The 25943-nt window shown below is 50.9% G+C and carries 20 protein-coding genes; 15 read left to right on the forward strand and 5 right to left on the reverse strand.

Annotated elements, in window-relative coordinates:
* Positions 1 to 239: 239 nt before the first annotated feature.
* Positions 240 to 1220, reverse strand: a complete 981-nt coding sequence (gene ispB, locus EJN92_RS13635) for an octaprenyl diphosphate synthase (protein WP_227869540.1) — start codon at positions 1218 to 1220, stop codon at positions 240 to 242.
* A 412-nt stretch (positions 1221 to 1632) separates the two neighbouring features.
* Between ispB and EJN92_RS13640 the strand changes: the two genes are divergently transcribed.
* The 4 genes from EJN92_RS13640 to obgE all read left to right on the forward strand — a co-directional run bounded on the left by EJN92_RS13640 (position 1633) and on the right by obgE (position 4798).
* A complete protein-coding gene (locus EJN92_RS13640) occupies positions 1633 to 2640 on the forward strand; it encodes a glycosyl hydrolase family 18 protein (RefSeq protein WP_126128335.1) in 1008 nt (335 codons plus the stop codon).
* A gap of 139 nt (positions 2641 to 2779) precedes the next feature.
* The gene (gene rplU / locus EJN92_RS13645; protein WP_126128336.1) at positions 2780 to 3091 is read left to right on the forward strand and encodes a 50S ribosomal protein L21; all 312 of its coding nucleotides are present in this window, start codon (positions 2780 to 2782) and stop codon (positions 3089 to 3091) included.
* A 47-nt stretch (positions 3092 to 3138) separates the two neighbouring features.
* Positions 3139 to 3414: a 50S ribosomal protein L27 gene (rpmA, locus tag EJN92_RS13650; protein ID WP_126128337.1), complete on the forward strand. Its 276-nt coding sequence runs from the start codon at positions 3139 to 3141 to the stop codon at positions 3412 to 3414.
* A 271-nt stretch (positions 3415 to 3685) separates the two neighbouring features.
* Positions 3686 to 4798 (forward strand): GTPase ObgE, encoded by a 1113-nt coding sequence (gene obgE / locus EJN92_RS13655; RefSeq protein ID WP_126128338.1) that lies wholly within the window; start codon positions 3686 to 3688, stop codon positions 4796 to 4798.
* Between the two features lie 210 nt (positions 4799 to 5008).
* Here obgE and EJN92_RS13660 read toward each other — a convergent pair whose 3' ends face one another.
* The 4 genes from EJN92_RS13660 to EJN92_RS13675 all read right to left on the reverse strand — a co-directional run bounded on the left by EJN92_RS13660 (position 5009) and on the right by EJN92_RS13675 (position 9448).
* A complete protein-coding gene (locus EJN92_RS13660; protein ID WP_227869541.1) occupies positions 5009 to 6196 on the reverse strand; it encodes an FAD-dependent monooxygenase in 1188 nt (395 codons plus the stop codon).
* Between the two features lie 43 nt (positions 6197 to 6239).
* Positions 6240 to 7589, reverse strand: a complete 1350-nt coding sequence (locus tag EJN92_RS13665; RefSeq protein ID WP_126128340.1) for an aminopeptidase P N-terminal domain-containing protein — start codon at positions 7587 to 7589, stop codon at positions 6240 to 6242.
* Positions 7586 to 8338, reverse strand: a complete 753-nt coding sequence (murU, locus tag EJN92_RS13670) for an N-acetylmuramate alpha-1-phosphate uridylyltransferase MurU (RefSeq protein WP_126128341.1) — start codon at positions 8336 to 8338, stop codon at positions 7586 to 7588. The genes EJN92_RS13665 and murU overlap by 4 nt, the downstream gene beginning before the upstream one ends.
* A 108-nt stretch (positions 8339 to 8446) precedes the next feature.
* Complete coding sequence (locus EJN92_RS13675) at positions 8447 to 9448, reverse strand: aminoglycoside phosphotransferase family protein (RefSeq protein WP_126129922.1); 1002 nt, start codon at positions 9446 to 9448, stop codon at positions 8447 to 8449.
* Between the two features lie 307 nt (positions 9449 to 9755).
* Here EJN92_RS13675 and EJN92_RS13680 point away from each other — a divergent pair, with 307 nt between their 5' ends.
* The 11 genes from EJN92_RS13680 (at position 9756) to EJN92_RS13730 (ending at position 25923) form a co-directional block, all read left to right on the forward strand.
* Positions 9756 to 11987, forward strand: coding sequence for an LPS-assembly protein LptD (locus EJN92_RS13680; RefSeq protein ID WP_227869542.1), 2232 nt, complete (start codon positions 9756 to 9758; stop codon positions 11985 to 11987).
* Positions 11988 to 12077: 90 nt separating this feature from the next.
* Positions 12078 to 13478, forward strand: coding sequence for a peptidylprolyl isomerase (locus EJN92_RS13685; RefSeq protein WP_126128343.1), 1401 nt, complete (start codon positions 12078 to 12080; stop codon positions 13476 to 13478).
* On the forward strand, positions 13478 to 14512 hold the full coding sequence (pdxA, locus tag EJN92_RS13690) for a 4-hydroxythreonine-4-phosphate dehydrogenase PdxA (protein WP_126128344.1): 1035 nt from the start codon (positions 13478 to 13480) through the stop codon (positions 14510 to 14512). The genes EJN92_RS13685 and pdxA overlap by 1 nt, the downstream gene beginning before the upstream one ends.
* 40 nt (positions 14513 to 14552) lie before the next feature.
* Positions 14553 to 15326, forward strand: a complete 774-nt coding sequence (gene rsmA / locus EJN92_RS13695) for a 16S rRNA (adenine(1518)-N(6)/adenine(1519)-N(6))-dimethyltransferase RsmA (RefSeq protein ID WP_126128345.1) — start codon at positions 14553 to 14555, stop codon at positions 15324 to 15326.
* Between the two features lie 28 nt (positions 15327 to 15354).
* Positions 15355 to 17001, forward strand: a complete 1647-nt coding sequence (gene pgi / locus EJN92_RS13700; protein ID WP_126128346.1) for a glucose-6-phosphate isomerase — start codon at positions 15355 to 15357, stop codon at positions 16999 to 17001.
* A gap of 205 nt (positions 17002 to 17206) precedes the next feature.
* Positions 17207 to 17959, forward strand: a complete 753-nt coding sequence (locus EJN92_RS13705; protein WP_126128347.1) for an SDR family oxidoreductase — start codon at positions 17207 to 17209, stop codon at positions 17957 to 17959.
* 102 nt (positions 17960 to 18061) lie between these two features.
* Positions 18062 to 18463: a tol-pal system-associated acyl-CoA thioesterase gene (ybgC, locus tag EJN92_RS13710; RefSeq protein ID WP_126129923.1), complete on the forward strand. Its 402-nt coding sequence runs from the start codon at positions 18062 to 18064 to the stop codon at positions 18461 to 18463.
* A 70-nt stretch (positions 18464 to 18533) separates the two neighbouring features.
* Positions 18534 to 19229 carry a protein TolQ gene (gene tolQ, locus EJN92_RS13715; protein ID WP_126128348.1) on the forward strand — a complete coding sequence of 232 codons (696 nt, stop codon included), beginning with the start codon at positions 18534 to 18536 and terminating at the stop codon, positions 19227 to 19229.
* A 33-nt stretch (positions 19230 to 19262) separates the two neighbouring features.
* The gene (locus tag EJN92_RS13720) at positions 19263 to 19706 is read left to right on the forward strand and encodes an ExbD/TolR family protein (RefSeq protein ID WP_126128349.1); all 444 of its coding nucleotides are present in this window, start codon (positions 19263 to 19265) and stop codon (positions 19704 to 19706) included.
* Positions 19707 to 19774: 68 nt separating this feature from the next.
* Positions 19775 to 21616 (forward strand): autotransporter assembly complex protein TamA, encoded by a 1842-nt coding sequence (locus EJN92_RS13725; RefSeq protein ID WP_126128350.1) that lies wholly within the window; start codon positions 19775 to 19777, stop codon positions 21614 to 21616.
* 14 nt (positions 21617 to 21630) lie between these two features.
* The gene (locus EJN92_RS13730; protein ID WP_126128351.1) at positions 21631 to 25923 is read left to right on the forward strand and encodes a translocation/assembly module TamB domain-containing protein; all 4293 of its coding nucleotides are present in this window, start codon (positions 21631 to 21633) and stop codon (positions 25921 to 25923) included.
* Positions 25924 to 25943 lie beyond the last annotated feature (20 nt).

Genomic DNA, 25943 nt, shown 5'->3' on the forward strand with positions numbered 1-25943 from the left:
ATGCGTTTCGGCGAAGTCGTTTTAATAATTTTGACTCGATTTTCGCGCAGACGATGAGAAAAAACGAGCGTAGCGATGGATTGCGATCGGGGCAGTTTCACTCATGGAGAAATAGGATGAGAGCAAGCTCATCCTATTGACGCAGATACTTCCACCCAGTTAGATACGATGTTTAAGCCAGCGTCATAAGAAATAATATTAATAAAATTTCCGTGCCGCATCTAGCAGGGTATTTTAGTTTAGTGGTTACGGTCTACCGCAAAACTAGCCAGTGTCAGTAAAGCTTGCTTGTAGGGACTTTCTGCAAGACTGGCGATCGAGTTGGTGGCACGCAAAGCCGCTTTGCTGGCTTCTTCTTTAGTGTAGTTAAGCGCGCCAGAATTGGTGATGGCCGCCAAGATAGCTTCAAATTTTGATTCGTCGCCTTGCTCTATGCAGGCACGCACTAAGTTTCTTTGCTCGTCAGTACCGTGCTTCATCAGGTAAATTAAAGGTAGGGTAGGTTTGCCTTCGCGCAAATCATCTCCCACGTTTTTACCTATTTCTTCCGCGTTGCCCGAGTAGTCCAGCGCGTCGTCTATCAGTTGGAAAGCGGTACCGAGCGAGCGACCATACTCGGCCGCGGCCTCAATCTGCTCAATATTCGCACCCGCGATCAGGGCGCCGATTTGCGCGGCGGCTTCGAATAGTTTGGCGGTTTTAGAGCGTATCACTTGTAAATAGCGTTCTTCCGAGACATCGGGGTCGTGCATATTTAGCAATTGCAAGACTTCGCCTTCGGCAATCACATTGGTTGCATCCGCGAGAATTTGCATGACATGCATGCTGTTGATGCCGACCATCATCTGGAAAGCGCGTGAGTACAAAAAATCACCGACCAGGACCGAGGCGGCATTGCCGAACAGGGCATTGGCGGTCTGGCGCCCACGCCGTAACGAGGACTCATCGACTACATCATCGTGCAGTAAAGTGGCGGTGTGGATGAACTCGACGATGGCCGCCAATTCATGATGACGGCTGCCTTGATACTGGTAAGCGTTGGCCATCAGCAGGACCAACACTGGCCGGATACGCTTGCCACCCGCGCTGATAATGTATTCAGCGATCTGGTTTACGAGCGGAACTTCGGAGTGAAGTTGTTGACGGATGACATGATTTACAGCGGCCATTTCTGGGGCGATAAATTCTGTGATGCTGTTTTGTGGGCTAATGGCAGACAAGGGCGAACCTGCAAAAAATTCAAGATAGCGCGATTATACGATGTTGCAATGCGATTTGCGGGAAATGGCGCGCCGATGTGCTGGTTTAAGTCAAATTTTGCCGATTCGATTGATTCAGGCAGATGTGGCGTAATTAAAAATGCGGCATGCTCAGCTGCGCAGTATCCATGCGGGTCTGCAAGCACTCGCCTCGGAGACCCGCATGGGTATTGGGTTTCCAGATAGAGGCTTTTTAAAATCAGTTTGAAAGTTGCATTTGCAGCTTAGACGCAGGCAGCAGACCAATTTATTCTGTTTCATAGTGTACTAATTCGATAATTATCCAAGAGTAGGCAGACCAGTCGATATGCATTGCAAATGGCAGTTTTAGCGTCAACAATGGCTCTTTTTTTGCGATGATATCGAGGTCAATGTGCGCTTAAATTTATCCCTGCTGCTGACGTTGCTTAGCCTGTTGTTTTGTGTAAATGGCCGCGCGGCGGACACTTCCATCCAGGTGATGGGGTGGGTGCCGGCTTACGGCATGGAGGCCGCAATCGAGGCGCTCACATCGCAAGCCGAGATAGGCAAGGGCTTGACACGCATAGGTTTGCAATTCTGGAATCCTAGTCCTGACGGGCGTTCTCTGGTCTTCGCCCCGGTGAATAAGCAGGGGCAATTGGTTAGCGCTGCCGATGTGCTGCGCTTCCGTGATTGGGCGCGGCATCGCAACATTAAAGTATTTTTGACGGTTTACAATAATTCCCAAGTCAGGAATCAATGGGATTGGCGCTTGGCAAGGCGTGCTTTCGGCGCTCAGCGTAACGCCTTTGTTGCTGCGCTAGTGGCGGAGATGGATAAATATCAGCTTGATGGCATCGATTTGGATCTGGAGGGCGAGGGCGCGCTGGATGCTGACCGAGCCGCGTATGCCAAGTTTGTCAAGCAACTCGCAGTGCCGCTCAAGGCGCGCGCTAAGTTGTTGACTATCGATAGTTTCCATAGTCCTTGCGCGAATGCACCGAACATGCGCTGGTGGGCCGATTGGCTGGGACATATAGACGCTATTCACAGTATGGGTTACGAAGATCTGTACGAAGGCAGTGATGCCACGTTTACTCCCAAAGGCAAGCCGGTCTGTGAGGGCGGTGCCGCGCTGTTTAAATATAGCTGGCAATTGGCGTATGCGCGTAAAGCTGGCTATCTGCCCGAGCAAATCTTGATGGGCATGCCAACTTGGCTGGGTGCCTGGGGTAAGGGCGGCTTGGGGGATGGTTTAATCCCTCACGTGCAGGAAACGCAGGCGTTAGGCGTGGGAATTGCTTTATGGGATCTGCAACTAAGTGCGCCTGCATGGCGCAGTATTGATGTATGGAAAGCAATTCGGGCGGCACGCAGAGATGCGGTCGACTTAAGTAGCGCCGCCACGCCTGCCCCTTAGCGCCAGGGGCTGCTGAAAAAATACGCAAATAGTTTTGACGGCAGCGCCAAGCCTATGTATAATCCGCGGTTCTCCCGCTTTCTTGTGCAGCTTTTTTAAAGCGAGAGAAAATCCCTATATTTATTTGATGAGGTTTCACATGTACGCGGTCATAAAAACCGGTGGCAAACAATATAAAGTTGTCGCTGGTGAAAAACTTAAAGTAGAACAGATACCTGCAGACATTGGCTCCGAACTCACCATAGATCAAGTACTCGCCATGGGCGAGGGAGATACCATTAAAGTTGGTACTCCATTGGTCGCAGGTGCTACGGTGCTGGTTAAGGTGATTGATCACGGACGCCACGACAAGGTTCGCATTTTCAAAATGCGTCGTCGTAAGCATTACCAGAAGCGTCAAGGCCATCGCCAAAACTACACTGAACTGCAGATTGTTTCTATCAACGGTTAATCCGTCGATAAAGCAATTTACTCACCTGATTTTCAAGGAGCTAATAAATGGCACACAAAAAAGGCGGCGGCACCACGCGCAACGGCCGTGACTCAGAGTCAAAACGACTCGGCGTTAAAGTTTACGGCGGTCAGTCTATCAATGCTGGCGGTATCATCATTCGTCAACGCGGCACACGCGTTCACGCTGGTGAAAACGTCGGTATGGGCAAAGATCACACTTTGTTCGCGCTGACACCAGGCAAAGTACAATTTGCAATCAAGGGCGCTGCTAAGCGTCAATACGTTACTGTTGTTGCAGCAGCTGCAGTTGTAGCCGCTTAAGCACTTAGTAAGGCGCAAGCCCGTATATAAAAAGGCTCTGCCGTTGGTGGAGCCTTTTTAATTTGTACTATAAAATAAAAAAATCAGGATAGATGCAAAATAGTTTTTGCTTGGTGCGCGCATTCGCTGCACGGCAAATAGCTTTGTGGTCTGTCTATCGTATTCACTGGTCTCCAAGAGATATTACGAGGAATTGCGCTGCGCAGCGCGCTCGATTCTTTACTTGGCTCTGGTCTTAAAGCTGTAAAGCTCTATTGTTTAGGTGGCAAACATGAAATTTATCGACGAAGCAAGAATTGAAGTCATTGCAGGTGATGGCGGTAACGGCGTCGCCTCCTTCTGTCGTGAAAAATTCCGACCATTTGGTGGTCCAGACGGTGGCGATGGCGGCAAGGGCGGTAGTATTATCGCGGTAGCCGATCGCAACATTAATACCCTGGTCGATTTTCGTTATGCCAAGTTACATAAAGCCAAGAATGGTGAAAATGGTCGCGGTGCCGATTGCTACGGCAAGGGCGCGGACAATATCATGTTGCGCATGCCGGTAGGCACTTTAATTGTTGACCGCAATACCGATGAGCCGATTGCCGATCTGACCGAGCATGGTCAGGAAGTGGTGCTGGTGAAGGGCGGTGAAGGTGGTTGGGGTAATATCCATTTTAAATCTTCGACTAACCGTGCACCGCGTCAGCGTGGTGATGGTAAGGAAGGCGAACGCCGCGAATTAAAATTGGAATTGAAAGTATTGGCCGACGTCGGTCTGTTAGGTTTGCCGAATGCCGGTAAATCGACTTTCATTACTGCGGTCTCGAACGCCCGTCCTAAGATTGCCGATTACCCGTTTACCACCCTGCATCCGAACCTGGGTATGGTACGCGTCAGTCACGAAAAGAGTTTCGTGATTGCCGATATTCCTGGTCTGATCGAAGGTGCGGCCGATGGCGTAGGCTTGGGCGTACAATTTTTGAAGCATTTGCAGCGTACCGGTTTACTGTTGCACATCGTCGATCTGGCACCTTTCGATGAAGGCGTCGATCCGGTCAAAGACAATAAGGCGCTGGTCAAAGAACTGCGCAAGTATGATGAATCGCTGTTCGAGAAACCGCGCTGGTTGGTCTTGAATAAGCTCGACATTCTGAGCCCGGAAGAGCGCAAAAAACGTGTCAAGGATTTCGTCAAACGCTTCGCCTGGAAAGGGCCGGTATTTGAGATTTCAGCCTTGACCCACGAAGGTTGCCAGGAATTGGTGATTGCGATTTATGCCTATCTGGCAGAAAAACGTCAGTCCGAGCAGCGCTCGCAAGAGACCCAGATGAAAGAAGAAGCGCAAGGCATCTTGTCTATCGATCCAGATGATCCGCGTTTTAAAGTCTACGAAGAGTAATACTGGGACGAATGCGCAGAATAAAAAAGCCTGATTTTTCAGGCTTTTTTTACGTCCGTCTGATTGAGATGGCTAAGCACTTCTGTCGATTGCAAAAACGCATGCTGCCAGCGCGCATATTCCATGCGCCTGTCCAGCCTGCCTGGCCTGCAAGCCGCATGGGATATGCGCCTTAGGCCTTTGCCTTGTGGTTTTTTACGCGCTTAAATTTTAACGCCAGCCGTACATCATCTGTTCGGCCAGCAATTTTTTTGCCGGTGTGAATAGATCAATCGCAGTAAGTCCCAAACCTAGTAGGCTTTGGCTGAGGGCGCCATCGGGGCTGCTTGCAAAAATTCTTGCCATGCTATCGGTGATCTTGATGGTGGCGCTGCGATCGCTCTGCCTTTGGCTGATGAAGTCGCTGATCGCCAGCGCGGGCGACTGGCAATGGCCTTGCGTATTGAGTTGCGCGGCCAGACATTTTGCTAGTACTACGGCGTCGCGCAAGCCTAGATTTAAGCCTTGGCCAGCTACTGGATGCAGGGTCTGGGCGGCGTTGCCTATTTTGACGTTGCGTGTCTTGGCCGATGTTGGGGCTGTTTCCTGGGCCATCAGTCCTAGCGGGTAGGCGTGTCGGCGCGAGGCTTTGATAAACTTGCCTAGGCGGCCGCCAAAGGCTGTTTGCAATGCGCTTATGAAAGCGCTATCGTCTAGCGCCAGTATGGTTTGCGCGTTGTCCGGTCGCATGCACCAGACTAGCGCGTAGCCGTCTTCTTGCGGCAGTAAGGCCAGCGGTCCTTGATCAGTGAAGCGCTCGAAGGCGCGCCCGGCGATCGGCGTGTCGCTGATGATGTGAGCGATCACTGCAGTCTGCTGGTAGTCGTGATGGCGGCCACCCGCTTTTTGCGGCAGCTGCTGTTGCGCGCTGAAAGTGCCGCCTTCTGCCTGTATTACCAGATCGGCCGTGATCTTGCTGCCGTCAGCGAGCGTTAGTTCGACCAGATCAGCCTGCTCTTCTAGCGCGCTTACCTGTACTGGTCTTTGTAGGGCTATGCCGCGCTGTTGAATTAAATTTTGTAGCGCTGTCACGATGTCGCCGTAGCGCGCCACATAGCCCAGCGCAGGTAAAGCGTAATCAGCGGCCTTGATCAGGCTGCGGCCAAAGTGGGCGCGGCGCGAGACGTGGATTTGCGTAATCGCGGTGGCGGCGATCGGCCAGGCATGTAGCGCGCGCAGGATCTGCTTACTACCATATGAGAGCGCAATCGAACGCGCATCCGCTCTGGCTTGCTCTGCGGTTTTGGCGTCTAGCAGTAAGATGTCGCTGGCCGCATAGCCTTGCTGCTGCAGCATCAGGGCCAGCGCCTGGCCGACCGGCCCGGCGCCGCAGATGGCGATGTGTACGTGCTTAGTCAAACTAGGTTTCTCCATATTGGCTGCCAAATTTCCGCTTTGATTTTTACTTTGTTTGCATCAGGGCTTCAATCTCGGCCACGGTCTTTGGCGTGTCGCGGCTTAGATTCAGATGGCCTTCGGGTGTGATCAGGATATCGTCTTCTATGCGTATGCCTAGGTTCCAGTATTGTTCTGGCACAGCTTCGGCTGGACGCACATAGATGCCAGGTTCTATGGTGAAGACCATGCCCGCTTCCAGTTTACGGTAAGGGCGTTCATTGCCGACCTTGTGGGTCTCGCGATAGTCGCCGACATCGTGTACGTCCAATCCTATCCAATGGCCGGTGCCGTGCATGTAAAACTGGCGGTAGGCCATGCTGGCGATCGCATCGTCCAAACTGCCGACCTGGTTTTTGTCGAGTAAGCCTGTCTCTAACATGCCCTGTGTCAGTACCCGTACTGCCGCGTGGTGGCCTTCCATATAGCCGGCACCGGGGCGGGCGCAAGCCAGCGCTGCCGCTTGAGCCGTCAGCACTAACTCGTACAGAGTTTTTTGGGCTGGGCTAAATTTGCCGTTGGCGGGGAAGGTACGCGTGATGTCGGAGGCGTAGCTGTCAAATTCGCAGCCGGCGTCGATCAGGATTAAGTCGCCGTCCTTGATGCGGGCGGCATTGCTTTGATAATGCAAGATGCAGGCATTGGCACCGGCGGCAACGATGGAACCATAGGCTGGCGCTTGCGAACCCTGACGGCGAAATTCATGTAGCAGTTCTGCCTCTAATTCGTATTCATGCATCTCAGGCCGGGCGCTGCGCATGGCGCGTGCATGGGCTGCGCCGGAGATGTTGGCGGCGCTTTGCATCAGCGCGATTTCGCTGGCATCTTTGAATAGGCGCATTTCATCGAGTAGCTGGCGCAGATCCAGGGTTTTGCCTGGTACAGTGACACCGCTGCGCGCTTTGGCGCGTACCGCTTCCATCCAATGCTGTAGTTGGGTGTCGAGTTGCGCATCGGTGCCGCTGCTGTGAAACAGCGTCTTGCTATCGGCCAGCAGTGTTGGCATTTCGCTGGCGAGGGCTTCGATGGGGTAGGCAGCATCAAAGCCGAACTGAGCCTGGGCTGCTGCCGGGCCGTAACGGAAACCATCCCAGATTTCGCGCTCCAGATCTTTTTCGCGGCAAAATAAAATGCTGCGTTGTTCACTGCCATTGGCGATTAGGACGATCAGGGCTTCCGGTTCGGTGAAGCCGGATAAATAGTAAAAATAACTGTCGTGGCGAAACGGAAACGTGTTGTCGCTATTGCGTGTCATTTCTTGTGCGGTTGGCACAATGGCGATGCCGCCACCGTGCGCTTGCATCTGCGCCAGCAATTGTTGGCGACGCTGGAAATACGCGTTCATGCTTTCGCTCATGTCGGTTTTCCTTGCGTCGTTGCTTTATTTAAAGGCCCATTGAGTGGCGCATTCAGCGCGGCCAATTGCTCGGGGGTGCCGACGTTGTGCCAGACACCGCTATACAACTCCCCGCCGAGTTGGCCGCGATCAGCGTAGTCGCGCAGTATCGGTGCTAATTTGGCGTGCTCACCTGCCTTGATGCCGGCAAACATCTCGGGCCGGTAGACGCCGATATTGCCGAAAGTAAGGCGCGGTTCGCCTTCTTTACCTTGATTCGATAAGCCCATTAGGTTCAGCGCAAAATCGCCTTCAGGATGAAACGAGGGATTTTTTACCATGTACAGCCAGGCGACGTCGCGCTTATCCAGTGGATGCGGATTGCCCCACATATCATTGTCTTCGAGTGTGTTCAGGCATTCGCTGAAATTGAAATGCGGAATGTAAATGTCGGAAGAGACTACGATGAAAGGCTGATCACCCAGCAGAGGTAAAGCCTGGGCAATGCCGCCGGCGGTCTCTAAGGCAAGGGCTTCGGCCGAATAGCGTAGCTGCGCGCCGAACTGGCTACCGTCGCCTAGCAGCTCCTCTATCATGTGACCGAGATGAGCGTGATTGATGATGATTTCAGTGATGCCGGCTTTCACCAGATTGAGTATGTGCCAGACGATCAAAGGTCGGCCGCGTACCTTGAGTAGAGGCTTAGGGCAGGTATCGGTTAGCGGTCGCATCCGTTCGCCGCGACCGGCGGCAAGTAACATGGCTTTCATAGATCTCTTTTATACTGGGTGGGGTATTAAAATATGCCCGCTATTATATTGTGCGATATGGAGTGTTTTTACTGATACTCCCCCCATATTGCCTAGCTAGCTGAAGAATTAAAAGGTGAAACCAACCACCGGTGCGGTGTCTTCTATGACATCGAGCAGACGTAATAAAGGAATCAGGATGTTATAGCGTTGCGCCGTCTTGCGCACATACGACATCACCAGTGGGATGTCTTGCAGGTAGTGTTCTTTGCCATCACGATGTGCCAGACGGGCAAAAATACCGAGGATTTTCAGATGGCGTTGCAGGCCCATGAATTCGAAATCGCGATAGAAGCTGTCAAATTCAGGGCTGATCGGTAGGCCGGCACGACGTGCCTGTTCCCAATAACGGATCGCCCAATCGAGTACCTTGTCTTCATCCCAGTAGACGTAGGCATCGCGCAGCAGCGACACCAGATCGTAAGTGATGGGGCCGTACAGCGCGCCTTGGAAATCGAGGATGCCGGGATTGCCCTGATCCATCACCATCAGATTGCGCGAATGGTAATCGCGGTGCACGTAGACTTGCGGCTGCGCCATAATATTCGCCAGCAGCGCCTCAAACACCTTGTGCAGGCTGGTGCTTTGCTCTTCGGTGAGAGTGGCCCCTCTGTGTACCCCTAAATACCATTCCGGGAAGATCATCAGCTCGCGCAAGAAAAAGGCGCGGTCGTATTCTGGCAACACCTCGGGCTGGCTATGGCTTTGCATTTGCACCAGCGAGGCAATCGCATCCATATACAAAGCATGGGCTTGTTCTGGCTGCGCCTGGAAGGCATCGAAATAGGTAGTCGTGCCCAAGTCGCTCAACAGCAAGAAACCTTGCACTGTATCCTGTGCCAGTACTTGTGGTACCGTCAGATTGATCTGCGAAAACAGTTCGGCGATCTGGATGAAGGGTCTGACATCCTCGGCCGGTTGTGGCGCATCCATGACGATGTAAGTCTTGCCATCGGCGGCATCGATGCGGAAATAGCGGCGAAAGCTGGCATCGGTCGAGGCCGGACGCAAGCTGGCGGCGAGCAGGGTAGGGTTACTTATTTGCGCGAGCCAGGCATGAATCGCTGCCATGCGCAGACTATCTTGCTCAATCGCATTGGTATCGGCAGAATTGCTACTTGCTGTAGGTGTGAGGGGGTGATCTGGATTAATTGACATAGCGAAAATTCTTAGAAAAAACCATTTTATGGAGCGGGCGGGACGGTTTATGGGTAAAAACGACGGGCTTAGGCTATTTCCCCCTATAATGTGCGCTTGATTTTAAGCTTCATCACAAATGATGGCTGCCCGCACTTTGCATAAACAGAAAATATTCGCCTTAACGCCCTAGCCTACTCATTACATGCGCCGGAAAACCGTATTATCTCACCCGCAGCCCTTGTTTTCTACATTTCCGGCAAATGCCGTGGATGCTAGGCGTCCGGCTTGGCGCTTAGCCGTCTTGCCTGCCATGTTGGCGGCACTGTACTGGCCACTCTTGGCGCAAGCTCAGGTGCAAAGTGTTGCAATCGCCGGTAAGCCTAAGACCGACGACAAAAACGCCACGACCTTTATTCAGGCCGAACAAATTTCCGGACGTCCGGACAGGTTTGTTAATTTCGATGAAAAAGTGGAGGTGGTGAAGGGCAATACCACCATCATTGCCAATCACGCCACCTACCGTAATCTGGAAGATGAAGTCGATGCCCGCGGCGATGTGCGGGTTACGCGCAATGGTGATTGCTATAACGGCGACACCATGAAGATGCGGCTCGATACCAATGCCGGTTCGGTGCTCAATCCTACCTATAAATTGCTGCGCAATAATGGACAGGGCGGCGGCGATCGCATCGATTTTCAGGATGAAGAGCGCTCCACGATTTTCCATGGCACTTACAGTACCTGCGAAGGTTTGAATCCGGATTGGTATCTGAAGGCTGATACCTTAAATCTAGATACAGGTCTCGATACCGGTATCGCTGGTACCTCGATGGTCTATTTCAAACGGGTACCTATTCTGGCAGTGCCTTCTTTTATGGCGATGAGTTTTCCATTGTCAGATGCGCGTCACTCCGGGGTCTTGCCACCGAGTTTGGGGAGTACCTCGAATGGCGGTATGGAAGTGGGCCTGCCGTATTATTTCAACATCGCGCCGAATCGCGATTTGACGGTGTTTCCTAAGTACATACAAAAACGCGGTTTGCAAGTGGGCTTGGATGGCCGGTATTTAGGCGTGGGCTATGCCGGTGAATCAAATTTTGAGTTTTTGCCTAGCGACAAAGAAACCGGCACCAATCGCTATGCCCTGAACTCTATACATACCCAGACTTTGATGCCTAAGCTGACGATGGCTTGGAATGTTAACTATGCTTCGGATGATGCCTATCCGGCCGATTTCGCTTCCAGCATTAATAAAACTGCGGTGCGCGTGCTGCCGCGTGATCTGACTTTCATGTACGCCGAAACTTTTTGGAATGTGAACCTTCTGACTTCTAAGTACCAGGTTTTGCAAGAGTTAGCGGCACCGATCACGCCACCCTATGATCGCTTGCCACAACTGACGCTACATGGCGGGCAATTTGATGTGAAAGGTTTTGATTGGGCGGTTGATACGATATTCACCAGCTTTGGTCATCCGACTATGGTGCAAGGCGAGCGACTGGTGCTTAATCCGCAAGTGTCGCTGCCTTTTATACAGTCAGGATTTTTTGTTATACCTAAGCTATCCTTGCATGCGGCTAGTTATAGCTTGTCGAATCCAGGGCCAGGCTTGGGCGATCACTTTCAAATAGCGGTGCCTACGGTGTCGGTCGATAGCGGATTGATTTTTGAGCGTCAGGCCAACTGGTTCGGCTCGCTGATGACGCAAACTCTGGAGCCTAGGCTGTTTTATGTGAATACCCCGTATCGCGATCAAAGCCTGTTCCCGAACTTTGACAGCGGCCCGGCAGATTTTAATTTCGCTCAGATGTTCACCGAAAACCGCTTCACGGGGCAAGACAGAATTGGCGATGCCAATCAGATCACTACTGCCTTGGTCTCGCGTTTTATTGAGAGTGATGGGGAAGAGCGTTTTAAGATGGCGATAGGGCAAAGACTCTATTTCAATCAACAAAAAGTGACACTAGGCGCTGGTGAGAACCAGAGTCGCTCGGATTTGTTATTGTCGGCAAGCGGTAAATTTTCGAAAACCTTGAGCGCTGATATCAATTTGCAGATCAGTCAAACCGATCAAGAGTCAGTACGTTCTAACTTTGGGGTGCGCTGGAACCCTGGCCCGAAAAAAGTCATCAATGCCGAGTACCGGTTTCAGCGCGACAAAGTGACACCGGATAATCAGGTTAAGCAGATTGATATCTCTATGCAATGGCCGGTGGCGGATCGCTGGTATATGGTGGGGCGGAGTAATTTTTCTTTGCAAACAAATAAATTGATCGAAGGTTTGGCCGGCTTTGAGTACAAACAGGATTGTTGGTCATTTCGGGTCTTGGCACAAAGATTCGTGACCGCCACCTCCACCAGTACCACCGGGATTTCGATACAGTTAGAACTGAACGGTTTGGCCAAGTTGGGGTCGAATACGATGGACGCCCTGAGAAAGGGCATATCGGGTTATCAACCGATTAATTAGCGTGTATATTGCAGCTTTCACCAGACTCTGGTGATGGGAGGGGTGGCGCTTCAAGCACTCCTTCGTTTTTAACATGAAATTTGGATCACTATGCGACACATCTTGCCCATGAATCAAAGAATTATTTATTTGGCGGTCTCTGTATCTTTGCTGGCATCGAATTCGGCTTGGGCTCAGTTTAAAACGAACGCCACCGAAGCGCCTTTGTTTAAGCCCTTAGTGACGGCGACGCCAGCTACGAGTAAAAATGCCAAAGCGGAAGTGGTCAATAGCATCGTGGTGGTGGTGAATGATGAAGTGATTACGCGTCAAGAGCTCAATGAGCGTCTACGCTCGGTAGAGAAACGTCTGGCCGCTCAAGGTACGGCTTTGCCAAATCGTATCGACTTACAGAAACAATTGCTGGAGCGCATGATCGTCGATCGTACTCAGTTGCAATTGGCCAAAGAAAACGGAATTCGGGTCGACGATGTGATGCTGGATCGCTCTATGCAGCGCCTGGCAGAACAAAACAAGATGTCTATCCAGGAATTTAGAAATCAGGTCGAGCGTGAGGGCACACCCTTTGCTCGTTTCCGTGAGGAAATTCGTGAAGATATCCTGATGCAGCGCATACGTGAGCGTGAAGTCGATAGCAAAATCCAAATTTCTGAATTAGAAGTCGATAACTTCCTCGCGGCCGAAGAAAAAACCGTAGGTGGTCAACAAGAGTTAAATCTAGCGCAAATTTTAGTCCGACTCCCTGAAAATGCTTCGCCCGAAGTGATCGCACAAAAACGCGCGCGCGCTGAAGAAGTTTTGAAAAAAATTCAAGCTGGTGAAGATTTTGCAAAACTCGCAGCGACGTATTCCGATGGACCTGAGGCCTTAAAAGGGGGCGATGTAGGCTGGCGCGAACAAGATCGCTTGCCGCAATTGTTTATCGATGCCATCAATAAAACCAAGGTCGGCGGCGTTTCTGAAATTGTGCGTAGCGCAAATGGATTTCATCTGGTTAAACTACTCGGAAAACGTGCGGCTGGCGCTGCTACAGCGGTGGACGCTCCTCAGCAATCTCATGTCCGCCATATTTTGATTAAAGTGACCCAGGTGGTCAGTTCGGCCGAGGCCAAGCGTAAATTGGTAGAGCTTAAGCAACGCCTGGATAATAAGGCTGCCAATTTTGAAGACTTGGCGAAAACTTTTTCCAATGATTTGTCGGCGTCTAAAGGCGGTGATGTAGGTTGGGTCTTCCCTGGCGATACCGCGCCGGAGTTCGAGCAAGCCATGAATAAGCTGGCGCTTAACGAGATCAGTGAGCCGGTCGAGTCACCTTACGGCGTACATTTGATACAAGTACTAGAGCGCAAGACCGACGACGTGTCCAAGGATAGAAAACGACTGGCGGCGCGTCAGGCGGTGCGCGAACGCAAAGCCGACGAAGCTCTGCAAGACTGGTTGCGCCAATTGCGCGACCGCGCCTATGTTGAATTTCGTCTGGACGATAAATAATGTCACAACAGCGCCCGGTGATCGCTATCACGGTAGGGGAACCTGCCGGTATAGGACCAGAGATATCGCTGCGCGCGGCTTGGCAATTGCGGCATGAGCTGAGACCGGTACTGTTGGGCGATGCGGCCTATTTAGCCATGCTAGCTCATGAAATCGATCCCTCAATACGTTTGATGGGGGTCTCGCAACAGGCGCTACACTACAACGGCTTGCCTGGCTGCGGCAAGGATCAAATCACCGTGCTCGATTGCCCGCTCGACGCCCATGTTATCGCCGGGCAGCTCGATCCACGCAATGGCCGTGCGGTATTGCAGACGCTCGACGTCGCCATCGAAAGTGTGCAGCAAAAATGGTGTCAGGCTATCGTCACCGCGCCGCTGCAAAAAAGCACCATCAATGATGCTGGCATCGCGTTCACTGGGCATACCGAATATTTCGCTGAGAAAACCGGCACCGGGCAAGTCGTCATGATGCTGGCCTGTGAGGCATCTGCTAGTGTGCCGCAGCCTCTGAGAGTGGCTTTGGCGACTACGCATCTACCCTTGAAACAAGTTGCTGCAGCAATCGAGTTTGAGCAATTACTCAATACTCTGAAAATCATCAACTATGATTTGCAGACTAAATTTGGCATTGCTCAGCCGCGTATTTTGGTAGCCGGCTTGAATCCGCATGCCGGTGAAAATGGCTATCTGGGACGCGAAGAAATTGATGTCATCAGTCCAGTGATCGCGGCAGCGCAAGGCTTGGGCTTGAACGTGCTAGGCCCTTATCCTGCCGACACGCTGTTCCAACAAAAATATCTGCAAGATGCCGACTGTGTGCTGGCGATGTACCACGATCAAGGTCTACCGGTTTTGAAGTACGCCAGTTTTGGACTCGGTGTCAATATCACTTTGGGTTTGCCATTGATACGTACTTCGGTCGATCATGGTACCGCGCTTGATCTGAGTAAGCGCGGGGTCGGTCATGCTGATGCCGGTAGCATGCTCGTGGCGCTCAGAATGGCTGCACAGATGGTGCATCGGCAAGTCTAGATTTAGGCTAGTCCTATAAAAAACAACAAGAAAATTATCCATGAAACACATCGCACGTAAGCGCTTCGGTCAGAATTTTTTAACTGATCAATTGGTACTCAATAACATCATCGCGGCCATCAATCCTCAGCCAGATCAAAGCATGGTCGAGATAGGCCCAGGTTTGGCAGCCATGACACGCTTACTGCTAGCTGGTCTGACGACTTTACATGTGGTGGAACTTGATAGGGACTTAGTCGCGCGTCTGAAAAAGAGTTTTGATCCTGCCAAATTGATCGTGCATGAGGGCGATGCTCTGCAATTCGATTTTGCTGCCTTGCCCGTCGCGGCCGGGAAAAAACTGCGTATCGTCGGCAATCTTCCTTACAATATTTCCAGCCCCTTATTATTTCATCTGGCCGAATTTACTGATTTGGTTGAGGATCAACACTTCATGCTGCAAAAAGAAGTGGTAGAGCGTATGGTGGCCGAGCCGGGTAGTAAAGCCTACGGCCGCTTATCGGTGATGCTGCAATGGCGTTATCACATGGACCTTTTGTTTGTGGTACCGCCAACTGCATTCGACCCGCCACCCAGAGTGGAGTCTGCGATCGTACGCATGATCCCTAAAGCCACCCGTCTAGCCTGCGATGTACGTAAATTGGAGCAAGTGGTGACCAAGGCCTTCTCGCAAAGACGTAAGGTAGTGCGCAATTGTGTCGCCGGTATGTTTACCGAAGAACAGTTGCTCTCGGTTGGGATTGACCCTCAGTTGCGTGCAGAAACTATCCCACTTGAACAGTACGTGGCGCTGGCAAATCTACTCGCTGATTAAGCTTACTGACTAAACTTTTATCGCTTTTATGAATCTGACACTCACTCCAGAATGGCAAACTCTGCTGGCGCATAAAGCCAGACTTGAGCAGCAACATTTGCGCGATTTATTCGCGGCTGATACTCAGCGTTTTAGCCGTTTTTCACTAGAACTGGATAATTTGCTGGTCGATTATTCCAAGCAAAGAATCGATGCGGCGGTCTTGGATGACTTGCTGGCTTTGGCGCGCAGTACCGATGTGGCTGGTTGGCGCGATAGAATGTTTGCCGGTGAGAAAATTAATGTCAGTGAACAACGGGCGGTACTGCATACCGCTTTGCGGCATACCGCGTTTACGCCATTTCCAAATGCCGAACATGATGTGATGCCGCAGGTGCGTGCGGTGCGCAAGCAGATGCGCGACATCGTCGAGCGGGTGCGCAGTGGTTTATGGCGTGGCTTTAAGGGTGACGCGATCCAAAACGTGGTCAACATTGGCATCGGAGGCTCTGATCTTGGGCCTAAACTGGTGACGCGCGCGCTCGCCGCGACCGAGCACCCTGGTATCGATTTTTACTATGTATCGAATCTTGATAGTGCGCACTTAGCACCCTTATTAGAAAAACTTGATCCACGCACCACCTTGTTTATCGTCGCCTCAAAGACCTTCACGACACAAGAAACTAGCATCAACGCACATACTGCGCGCACCTGGCTGATGGCTGCTGCGATGGAAGAGTGGGCGGTTGCCAAACATTTTATTGCGGTCACTTCCAGTCCAGATAAGGCGCACGAGTTCGGCATTCCTGATCAAAATATTCTGCAAATCTGGGATTGGGTCGGCGGTCGTTATTCATTGTGGTCTGCGGTAGGTTTGTCGGTGGCACTGGCGATAGGCATGAGCCGTTTTGAGCGTCTGCTGGAAGGCGCTGAAACCATGGATAAGCATTTTTGCTCGGCGCCCTTAGAGAAAAACATGCCAGTGTTGTTGGCGCTGATCTCGGTCTGGAATACTAATTTTCTAGGCGCGGAAACCAGTGCAGTCTTGCCGTATAACGAATCGATGCGGCATTTCCCCGCCTTCTTGCAACAGCTAGAGATGGAGTCGAACGGCAAGACCGTCAATCGGGATGGTGAGCCCTTGAGTTGTCGTGCTAACCCTATCGTTTGGGGTGAGATCGGTGTGAACGGCCAACATGCGTTTTTTCAGTTGCTGCATCAAGGCGGTTGGCTGATACCTTGCGACTTTGTGGTGACCGCTTCCAGCGATTATCCTTTGCCCGGACATCAAGCCCCCTTGCTGGCAAATTGTCTGGCACAAAGTGGTGCTCTGGCTTTTGGAAAAACCGAACAGCAAGCGCGCACTGAGCTGAGTGCGGCCGGCTTGGACGAGGCGAGTATCGCCAAATTACTGCCGCATAAAGTATTTGCCGGCAATCAGCCTTCGACCACGATATTGATGCCTAGCCTGGATCCATTTCAGTTGGGCATGTTGCTGGCGCTGTACGAACATAAAGTCTTTGTGCAAGGCGTGATCTGGGGTTTGAATTCCTTCGATCAATGGGGCGTGGAGTTGGGCAAACAATTGGCGAATCGCCTATTGCCAGCGATTAATGGCGATCAAGCTTATGACGAGAATCTGGATGCCTCTACCGCTGGTTTGATCGCGTATTTCAGACGGCACGGGAATAGTTAGAGCGAGTATCGCAAAATCCCAGCTCATTTTTGAAATATCTTAAAATACGATTTATTTGTTTTTTTTACATTAATTTAGGGCTTGCGAAAAATTGTTCCAGCTAGGCGTGCCGCCGAAGACTTACGCTAGTACGGCAAGGCGAGTGCAACGACGCTGGGGCGATTTTGCGTAAGTCCTATGATTATTAATTTTAGTGGAGTGTGCCATGATCGTCTTAATTACAGGAGCAAGTTCAGGTTTCGGCGAGGAAATGGCGCGCAAGTTCGTGCAGCACGGACACATGGTGATCGCCAGCGCCAGACGCGCAGAGCGTCTGAGCAGTCTGCAGCAGGAATTGGGCGCGAATTTGTTGCCAGTGACCATGGATGTCTGCGATAAGGCATCGATTAGCAAGGCGCTGGCCGGTTTGCCCGCCAACTGGAAGCAGATTGACGTCTTGATCAATAATGCCGGTTTGGCCTTGGGTACCGAGTTGGCGCATCAGGCCTCGCTGGACGAGTGGGAAACCATGATAGACACCAATGCCAAAGGTCTGGTGATGGTGACGCGCGCGATTTTGCCTGAAATGGTGGCACGCAATAGCGGCATGATCATTAACATAGGCTCGATCGCCGGGTCTACTGCTTATCCGGGCGGCAATGTGTATGGCGCGACCAAGGCATTCGTCGAGCAATTTACTAAAAATTTACGTGCCGACATGGCTGGCACCGGGGTCCGCACCACCAATATCGCGCCTGGCTTGTGTGGTGGCACCGAGTTTTCCAATGTGCGTTTTCGTGGCAACGATGCGGCCGCAGCTAAAGTCTACGAAGGTACCGTTCCCCTGACTGCCGTCGATATTGCCGAGACCGCCTATTGGATCGCGACTTTACCGCCGCATGTGAATATTAATTACATAGAGATGATGCCAACCTGTCAGGGTTTCGGACCGCTGAATGTACGCCGGAATGTTCCCTGATTATTGTTAATACTGGAGTAGAGTATATTTTAACTGCGCAGTATCTATGCTGGCCTTAGCTCGAAAATCGATGATACTCCCCCTTAATGTAGATAAATGATGATGCCTGAAGAGTTTAACTGGATGCTGCGGGTGTATTACGAAGATACCGATGCCGGAGGCATCGTCTTCTATGCCAATTACCTGAAATTTTTTGAACGGGCCCGTACCGAATGGCTGCGCGCGGCCGGTGTCAATCAACAGCAGATGCTGGCGCAGCATCAGGCTATGTTTGTCGTCAAATCGACGGCAGTCGAGTATCATGCACCTGCCAGACTCGACGATGAAATCAGGATCGCGGTGATCGTTGAGCGTTTAGGACGTGCCTCGGTGCAGTTCATTCAAGAGGCTTGGTGCGGCGATCGTTTGCTGTGCAGCGGCAAGATCAAGGTTGGCTGTGTCGATGCGCTGAGCTTGCGCCCTAGCGCCATACCTGAACCAGTTTTGGCAATGATTTCCCTATAATACAGGGCAAATTTTTTGCCGTATTTTTGATTTATTTATTCGTTATTTCAGTAAAAAAGAAAATCCCGCCATGACCGTTACTCAAGATCTTTCCTTTATTACCCTCATCACCAATGCTTCCTTGCTGGTGCAGTTAGTGATGCTCTTGCTGTTAGGGGTTTCTCTCACCAGTTGGACCTATATTTTCAGCAAAATGTTTGCGGTGAAAAAAGCACGCGCCCAAACGGAAGAGTTTGAACGCAATTTTTGGTCGGGCGGTAGTTTGGTCGAGTTATATCAGGTGGTGTCCTCCAATCATAGAAATAATCAGGCTAAGACTGGTGCGCTAGAGCGTATTTTTGAGGCTGGCATGAACGAATACCACAAGGTCAAGGCGATCACCAAAACCACAATGGATCCCGGTGCCATGTTAGATGGCGCACGCCGTGCCATGCGCGCTGCTTACCAGCGTGAAATGGATACCCTCGAGACCCATTTGTCTTTCCTTGCCTCGGTAGGTTCTGTCTCGCCATATGTCGGTTTGTTTGGTACTGTGTGGGGCATCATGAATGCGTTTCGCGGTTTAGCGAATGTTCAGCAAGCGACCTTGGCAGCGGTCGCTCCTGGGATCGCCGAAGCTTTAATCGCTACTGCGATCGGCCTGTTTGCGGCGATCCCGGCGGTATTGGCGTATAACCGTTACACCCATGAAATTGATAGATTGGCGATTCATTTTGAAACTTTTATTGAAGAGTTTTCAAATATTTTACAAAGACAATCACGTTAACAGTCGACGCAAAATGAAAGTGAATGAGATTGCATGAGTACTCTGCGTGGCGAACGTAAACGTAAATTCAAAGCCGAGATCAATGTGGTGCCCTACATCGACGTGATGTTGGTACTGCTGGTAATTTTTATGGTGGCGGCACCGATGACCAACCCTAGCGTAATCAATTTACCGACCGCAGGACAGTCTACCCAACCTCCTTCCGATTACATAGAAATCTCGCTTAGCCCTGATGCTTCCGCCACCATTAGCCTCAACACCCGCGGTAGTAGTAATGGTAACGGCAAGCAAGAGTCCAAAGAGACAGCTGCCAATCGCAAACAATTGATGCAAAAATTACGCGAATATCATGAAGCTAAGCCGGAGTTGTCGGTGCTGGTATCTGCCGATAATGAAATAAAATATGATGAAGTGATACAAGTTATTTCTGAAGCCAAAAAGTTGGGCATCAATAGGGTAGGGTTGGCGACCAAGTGACATATTTGCGTGTTTTCGCTTATACAGCTGCTTTGTTGTTGCTTGTGCCAAGCAGCCAGGTTTGGTCTATGCCATTCACGCTGGCAGCCGCGCCGCCAGAAAGTAGCAGCGCGGACAACGTACCCCCCATCTTCAATGCAGAAAAAGCAGATGAAACTGCGAGCTTAACGCCAACTGCAGACGAGGCTGATCCAGACCTGGAACAAGACCAAATTCTCAGTGCGAACTCCAAGCTGACACGTTTTCGAATAGGGCAAGCCGATGATGAGTGGCAAGGTCTATTGGTCGAGCACATCCCTGAACTATCCAAATCTGCCGATGCCCTTACTTTGACACCGGGCGTCTTAAAAAGAATACGCAATGCAATTTCGTCGATTCTTGCAACCGAGGGATATTTTTCTGTTGTCGTCAAATTCGAAAAAGAACGTGACAATGCCAAGCTGATTTTGGTCAATATCGATGCAGGGCAACGCACTACGGTGCGGTCTTTTAATATTCAGTTTAGCGGAGCTTTGGCTGATGCGGTGAATGCCGGGTTAGCTAAAGAAGTCGCACGCCGTGATAGTTTGATCAAAAAATGGTTGCTGCCGCAAGGCACTGCTTTTCGTGATGCCGAATGGGGCCGTGCGAAAATCAAGCTACTGGATAATCTACGGGATGAATCCTATGCAGGCGCAAAAATTGAAGACAGCAGCGCCACCATAGACGCAGAAAAATATACAGCGGTATTGGATGTGGCGGTTGCTAGCGGCCCCCCTTTCATACTTGGAGAAATGGCGGTCACGGGATTGCAGCGCTACCCAAGTTGGTTGCTGGACCGTTACTCACCACCCAAGGCTGGCGAGCCGTATTCAAGGGAGCGTTTGCTTGAGTTTCAAAGGGTGCTGCAAAACTCGCCGTATTTCTCTACCGTGGCGGTGAGTGTCGACCCAGATTCCAGCACGCCCGAGGCCGTGCCTTTGGATGTCAGCGTGATTGAGCGTCGCGCACGTGATGTTGCGCTGGGCCTTGGTTATAGTACGAATACGGGTTTTAGATCTGAATTGACGTATAGAGATAGACACCTGTTTGACCGCGCCTGGGATTTGCGTAGCGCCCTCAGAATTGAGCAAAGGCGACAGCTTGCCTATGCCGATATTTATTTGCCACCGACCGCCGGTAATCAATTAGATTCCTTCGGCGTCTTGAATGATCACACTGCTTTGAACGGCCTCGACACCACCCGTACGGCAATGGGAATAAAACGCACCACGACAAAAAATAAATTGGAGCAGCGCCTTGGTCTGAATCTAACTTTCGAAACCAGCCAGTTGGACGGTGAACTTGCCGAAAAAAATCGTGCTCTGGTCGCTTCTATAGGGTGGACCTGGCGCGATGTGGATAATAATTTTGCGCCGCGTAAAGGCCAGATCGCCTTATTCGATTTGGCGGTCTCAGAAAAGGCAGTTTTTTCTGATCAACGCTTTATTCGTGCCTACGGAAAATATCAACGTTGGATACCGGTGGGCGCGCGCGATGGCATCATCTTGCGTGCTGAGTTGGGCCAGGTTTTTTCTGAAGGCTCGGATGGTATTCCCGAGGATTATTTATTTCGTAGCGGCGGTAGTACGACGGTGCGTGGCTATCCTTACCAAAGCTTGGGCATACAACACGAAACGGGCGTCACTGGTGGTCGCGTGATGTCGGTCGCCAGCGCCGAATACGTGCATTGGATAGATGCTAGTTGGGGCAGCGCTGTTTTTATGGATGTCGGCGATGCAGCAGATACCTGGCGCGATTTTAGTGGCAAGCAAGCTTATGGCGTAGGCGCACGCTATATGACACCGGCCGGCCCTATCGCACTGGATCTTGCGTACGCCGCCAAGAAGAAAAAATTTGCGATAGATTTTTCTATTGCCATCGCATTTTAATTGAGTGAATTAGTATGAGTAGCGCGCAAATCACTCCCGAAACCCAAAAAGAGAACGAGGTCAGCGTTGAGGTGAAGACCGCGATGCGGGAGAAAAAAGGACGCGCTAGTGGCCAGGAAATTTGGTCGAACTTACCGAGCTACTTAATAAGATTCGCTTTGCTGCTGAGCTTGTTTATCAGCGTATTAATGGTTACGTTCATCGGGCTATGTGCGACAGAGTCGGGCACTAAAAAAATACTGCAGTTGGCGCAATATACCAGTGGCGGCGCTTTAAGCATCTCCGGTATCAACGGTAGTCTGGCGCGACAGTTACAGATAGACGAACTTACTTATATTGATACTACCAGCAAGTTCAAAGCGAGCGGCATCAAATTGGAGTGGAGTCCTTGGGCTTTATTACACAGGCAGCTAGAGCTAGAGACGCTGCAGGTATCGTCGATTAAATTGGCCAGTGCGCCCGATCCAACCCCTACGCAAATACCAGAAAACTTGCAACTGCCAATAGCGCTACATGTTAAGAGCGCTGCGATTGGTAGTCTATTGATCGCTGATCTGCTGCCCGATGGCAATGAGCATGCGATCGTGAAATTGACTGCGATCACAGCAAGTCTGAACACGACTGAGTTCCAGCACAAAATAGCGGGCGCTGTAAGCTCTCCCTGGGGGGCTTTGCAATTGCAAACCGTGATACAGACGAGTAAGCCTTTTAAGCTAAAAGGAGAATTTAGCTATCGCGGGCAACTCAATCCAGCTATGCCAAATTTAGGCATACAGGGTAGTGCGCAGGGTTCACTGCTGGAATTATCTCTGCAGGGCAAGGCCATTGCGGATCAAGCTGCGCAGAACCCGATTTCAGCCAAAAACGCTGTTTTGCAAGGTGGTTTCGAGACTGTGCTGGCGCCATTTGCTAGTCAGCCTATACGCTCTTTGCATGCCGATATCGCAGGCTTGAATCCTGCTGACTTTGCCAGTTCAGCGCCACAGGCACTTCTGCATGTTCGTGCAAATTTATCGGCTCAGCAAGTAAGACCCGTTGCAGAAAAAAAACCGGCAGTGGTGATGCCGCCGTTAGCCTTGATCGGTCATATCGCTATCGAAAATACTCAGCCGGCCAGGATAGATCAACAGGGCTTGCCTTTGCTGTCATTCGACTCTGATCTGCATTGGGATCAAAGTTTGATAGAACTCAAAGGGACGCAGTTAAAATTGCCAGGCAATGGCAAAGTGAGTGGAAACGCCCGCATACAATTAGCCGCAATTGGCTTGCCTTTGATTGAATCGCGCTTTGATCTGTCTGGAATTAATTTGGCTCAAATAGACAAACATATTCAAGCGAGCAATATATCCGGAAGCCTACAAGCACAAACTCGCAGCACAAATCAGGGCGACACAAATCAGGGCGACACAAATCAGGGCGACACAATTTTGACGCTGCAAACCCGCTTAACTGAGCCGCGTGCCAGTTTGAACGCCGAGGCCAGTTATCATTTAAACGACGCCGCAGATGTGCTGAAGTTGGAGAAATTTGAGCTTCTTTCAGGTAGTGCACAAATGCGAGGGCAGGGCGAATTTAGTTTTTCAAATAAGCAAAAATTTAATTTCCAAGGTGAATTGCGACGCTTTGATCCGGCACGCTGGATCGCTGGCCCAACTGGAAATATTGATGCAGATCTTTCAGTAATCGGACAGTTGCAAACTAAGCTGTCCTTGCAAGTGCAGTTGCCACGTTTGCAGGGGAGTTATGCAGGCCAGCCTTTGTCCGGCGTGCTGCAGTTAAATTTATTGGAAAGTGCGGCCTTAGAAATATCAAAAATGGATTTGCACTGGGGTAAAAATAGCATCAGCGGACAGGGCATATGGGGTAGCGGGAAAGACGGTCTGCAACTGAAACTCGATGCACCCGATTTGCCGGCCTTGTCTAGCCTGCTAGACATCAACCTGACTGGAAGTGCGCAAGCGGAGCTGCAATTACACGGGAAAATATCCGATCCATCGGCTAAGTTGCATATCGCGGCGCAGGGCTTGGGAATAGAAAAGCAGCTACACCTGGCAAAATTGAGTGCGGATATCGATCTGGAAAACGCCCTGCAGGGTGGCATTAACGCGCAGTTGCAGGTGCAAGAAATTCGAACTAAAACTAACTCGGATAATGCCCAACTAGAGCAGAGTGTGGCTAATGCGGTGAAATCCGCTGAGCATAAAAAAACAGTTAAATTGCCGTTGTTGGCGGAACAAGCCTCAGTGACGATTAAGGGAAGGCGCGAGCTACATCAGATCGATGGAAATTTGCGTTTTAATGCCGCACGTCAGTTGCAGTTAAATGCAAGCGGTGGCGTGAAGATGGACCAGAGTAAACCGCCAATATGGGCGGGCCAATTGGAACGCTTAAGTATTAGCGGACATCCAGATCTAAAGTTGGCTACACCGATGAGTATCGAGGCCGGCGCGCAATTACTTAAGCTGGGATCTGCGCAATTTGACGGTGCCTTAGGAAGCCTGGCGCTGGAAAAATTTGAATGGACACCAGGCCAGATGAAAACCCGCGGAAAAATTGATCATCTTAAAGTATTGGAGCTGGTCAACTTAGTTAAGCCGCAGTCGGCCGTCGATGGGGATTTGCAAGTTGGGGTCAGTTGGGATCTGCAACTAAAAGATAACATACGTGGTGAACTTAACTTGCAGAGACAGAGTGGCGATGTGCGAGTCCGAGATGTTGATGGGACTGGTAAGCCTTTAGCTCTGGAAATGAAAGAGCTGCAACTTAGCCTGGCGCTGGGGGGCTTGATAGCGGGTACCGATGCTGAACGCCTTTCCTTGAAATTAGATGGTTCTGGAAAACTCCTGGGAAATTGGCATTTGAATGCAAATTCTCAAGTGAGCAAGAAAGATGAACGATGGGTACTGGCAAGCAATGCTGCTCTTGAAGGTAGGCTCAATGCTGACGTGCCTGATCTGCAATGGCTGGGGCCTTGGCTAAACCCCGGCTTAGCGCTCAAAGGTAAATTGCTGGTGGATGCAAGTTTGGCGGGTATACTTTCAGCGCCAAAATATCAGGCGCAGATAGATGGCCGCGATCTGGAAGTCGCCTTCGCATCGGAGGGGCTGCTGTTACCAAATGGCATACTCAGTGCGCAGTTGGATGAAAAGCAACTAAAGCTTAAGCAACTACAGTTTACTAATAAAATTACTACTATGCCGCAGCATGCGAAGTTTCGTGACGCCAAGTGGCTAGGGCAAAAAGGCGAATTTAATGCAGCAGGGGAGATAGACTGGAGCAAGCAAAGCGGTAGTATAGAAGCAAAATTTCAGAAATTTCCAGTCTTGCAGCGTAAAGATCGTTGGCTGGTCGTCAGTGGTGAGACCAGTATTAAGCAAACTAGCGATATCTGGGCTTTGGTCGGCAATATCACTACCGATGGCGCCTACTTTAAGTTGCCTAAATCGCCGCCACCTAGCCTCTCCAGTGACGTCATCGTCAAACGTGGTGCCGCAAGCAAAGCGCAAGCGGATAGCGCTGGTGAAGAGAAAAAAGCCATCAAGACGCGGGTAGATGTTAACTTTGATATGGGGGAACGCTTTGTGTTCACCGGTAGTGGCTTAGATACTGGCCTGGCGGGCAGCATACGCTTGCGCAGTAGCGATGGCTCGCCACTACAAGCGACAGGGTCGATACGAACAGTAGGCGGAGTCTACGAGGGATACGGTCAACAATTGGATATAGAGCGAGGGATTTTGAATTTTCAAGGCTCTCCTAGTAATCCTGGTTTAAATATACGCGCCTTAAGAACCGGTCTTGAAGTCGAGGCTGGTGTTGAAGTGGTTGGTACCGTTTCCTCGCCTCAAGTACGACTGGTGTCCGAGCCGGTGGTACCCGATGCGGAAAAATTGTCTTGGTTAGTTCTGGGACGCGGATCAAATCAACTGGGTGGCAGTGACGCGAGTCTACTGATGTCGGCTGCCAGTACAATTTTTGGTGGCGATGGGAGTCGCAATGTACCGCGTGAGATCGTCCAGGGTATAGGGTTTGATGAATTTTCTATTGGCACTGCCGATGTCGGTGGCGGCTCTAAACTACCAGCGCAGACAGTGGCAGGATCTACCTCGGTAGGATCTTCATCCGGAGACCAGGTAGTGAGTGTTGGCAAGCGTTTGCTGCCAGGTTTGGTATTATCAGTGGAAAGAGGCTTGTCAGATGCCAGTGGTGCGGTTAAGTTAAGCTGGCAATTGACGCGACGTATCAGTGTAATTGCCCGGTCGGGTACAGAAGCATCGCTAGACGCCTACTACACCTTTTCTTTTCATTAATGATACAAAAATGAATTGAC

The organism is Undibacterium parvum (genome assembly GCF_003955735.1).
Classification (GTDB): domain Bacteria; phylum Pseudomonadota; class Gammaproteobacteria; order Burkholderiales; family Burkholderiaceae_D; genus Undibacterium; species Undibacterium parvum.

Excerpts from the sequence above, each read along its gene's own strand:
- rplU (WP_126128336.1), top strand. The coding sequence starts at position 2,780 with ATGTACGCGGTCATAAAAACCGGTGGCAAACAATATAAAGTTGTCGCT.
- rpmA (WP_126128337.1), top strand. The coding sequence starts at position 3,139 with ATGGCACACAAAAAAGGCGGCGGCACCACGCGCAACGGCCGTGACTCA.
- obgE (WP_126128338.1), top strand. The coding sequence starts at position 3,686 with ATGAAATTTATCGACGAAGCAAGAATTGAAGTCATTGCAGGTGATGGC.
- EJN92_RS13665 (WP_126128340.1), bottom strand. The coding sequence starts at position 7,589 with ATGAGCGAAAGCATGAACGCGTATTTCCAGCGTCGCCAACAATTGCTG.
- murU (WP_126128341.1), bottom strand. The coding sequence starts at position 8,338 with ATGAAAGCCATGTTACTTGCCGCCGGTCGCGGCGAACGGATGCGACCG.
- EJN92_RS13675 (WP_126129922.1), bottom strand. The coding sequence starts at position 9,448 with ATGGCAGCGATTCATGCCTGGCTCGCGCAAATAAGTAACCCTACCCTG.
- EJN92_RS13685 (WP_126128343.1), top strand. The coding sequence starts at position 12,078 with ATGCGACACATCTTGCCCATGAATCAAAGAATTATTTATTTGGCGGTC.
- pdxA (WP_126128344.1), top strand. The coding sequence starts at position 13,478 with ATGTCACAACAGCGCCCGGTGATCGCTATCACGGTAGGGGAACCTGCC.
- rsmA (WP_126128345.1), top strand. The coding sequence starts at position 14,553 with ATGAAACACATCGCACGTAAGCGCTTCGGTCAGAATTTTTTAACTGAT.
- pgi (WP_126128346.1), top strand. The coding sequence starts at position 15,355 with ATGAATCTGACACTCACTCCAGAATGGCAAACTCTGCTGGCGCATAAA.
- EJN92_RS13705 (WP_126128347.1), top strand. The coding sequence starts at position 17,207 with ATGATCGTCTTAATTACAGGAGCAAGTTCAGGTTTCGGCGAGGAAATG.
- ybgC (WP_126129923.1), top strand. The coding sequence starts at position 18,062 with ATGCCTGAAGAGTTTAACTGGATGCTGCGGGTGTATTACGAAGATACC.
- tolQ (WP_126128348.1), top strand. The coding sequence starts at position 18,534 with ATGACCGTTACTCAAGATCTTTCCTTTATTACCCTCATCACCAATGCT.
- EJN92_RS13720 (WP_126128349.1), top strand. The coding sequence starts at position 19,263 with ATGAGTACTCTGCGTGGCGAACGTAAACGTAAATTCAAAGCCGAGATC.
- EJN92_RS13725 (WP_126128350.1), top strand. The coding sequence starts at position 19,775 with ATGCCATTCACGCTGGCAGCCGCGCCGCCAGAAAGTAGCAGCGCGGAC.
- EJN92_RS13730 (WP_126128351.1), top strand. The coding sequence starts at position 21,631 with ATGAGTAGCGCGCAAATCACTCCCGAAACCCAAAAAGAGAACGAGGTC.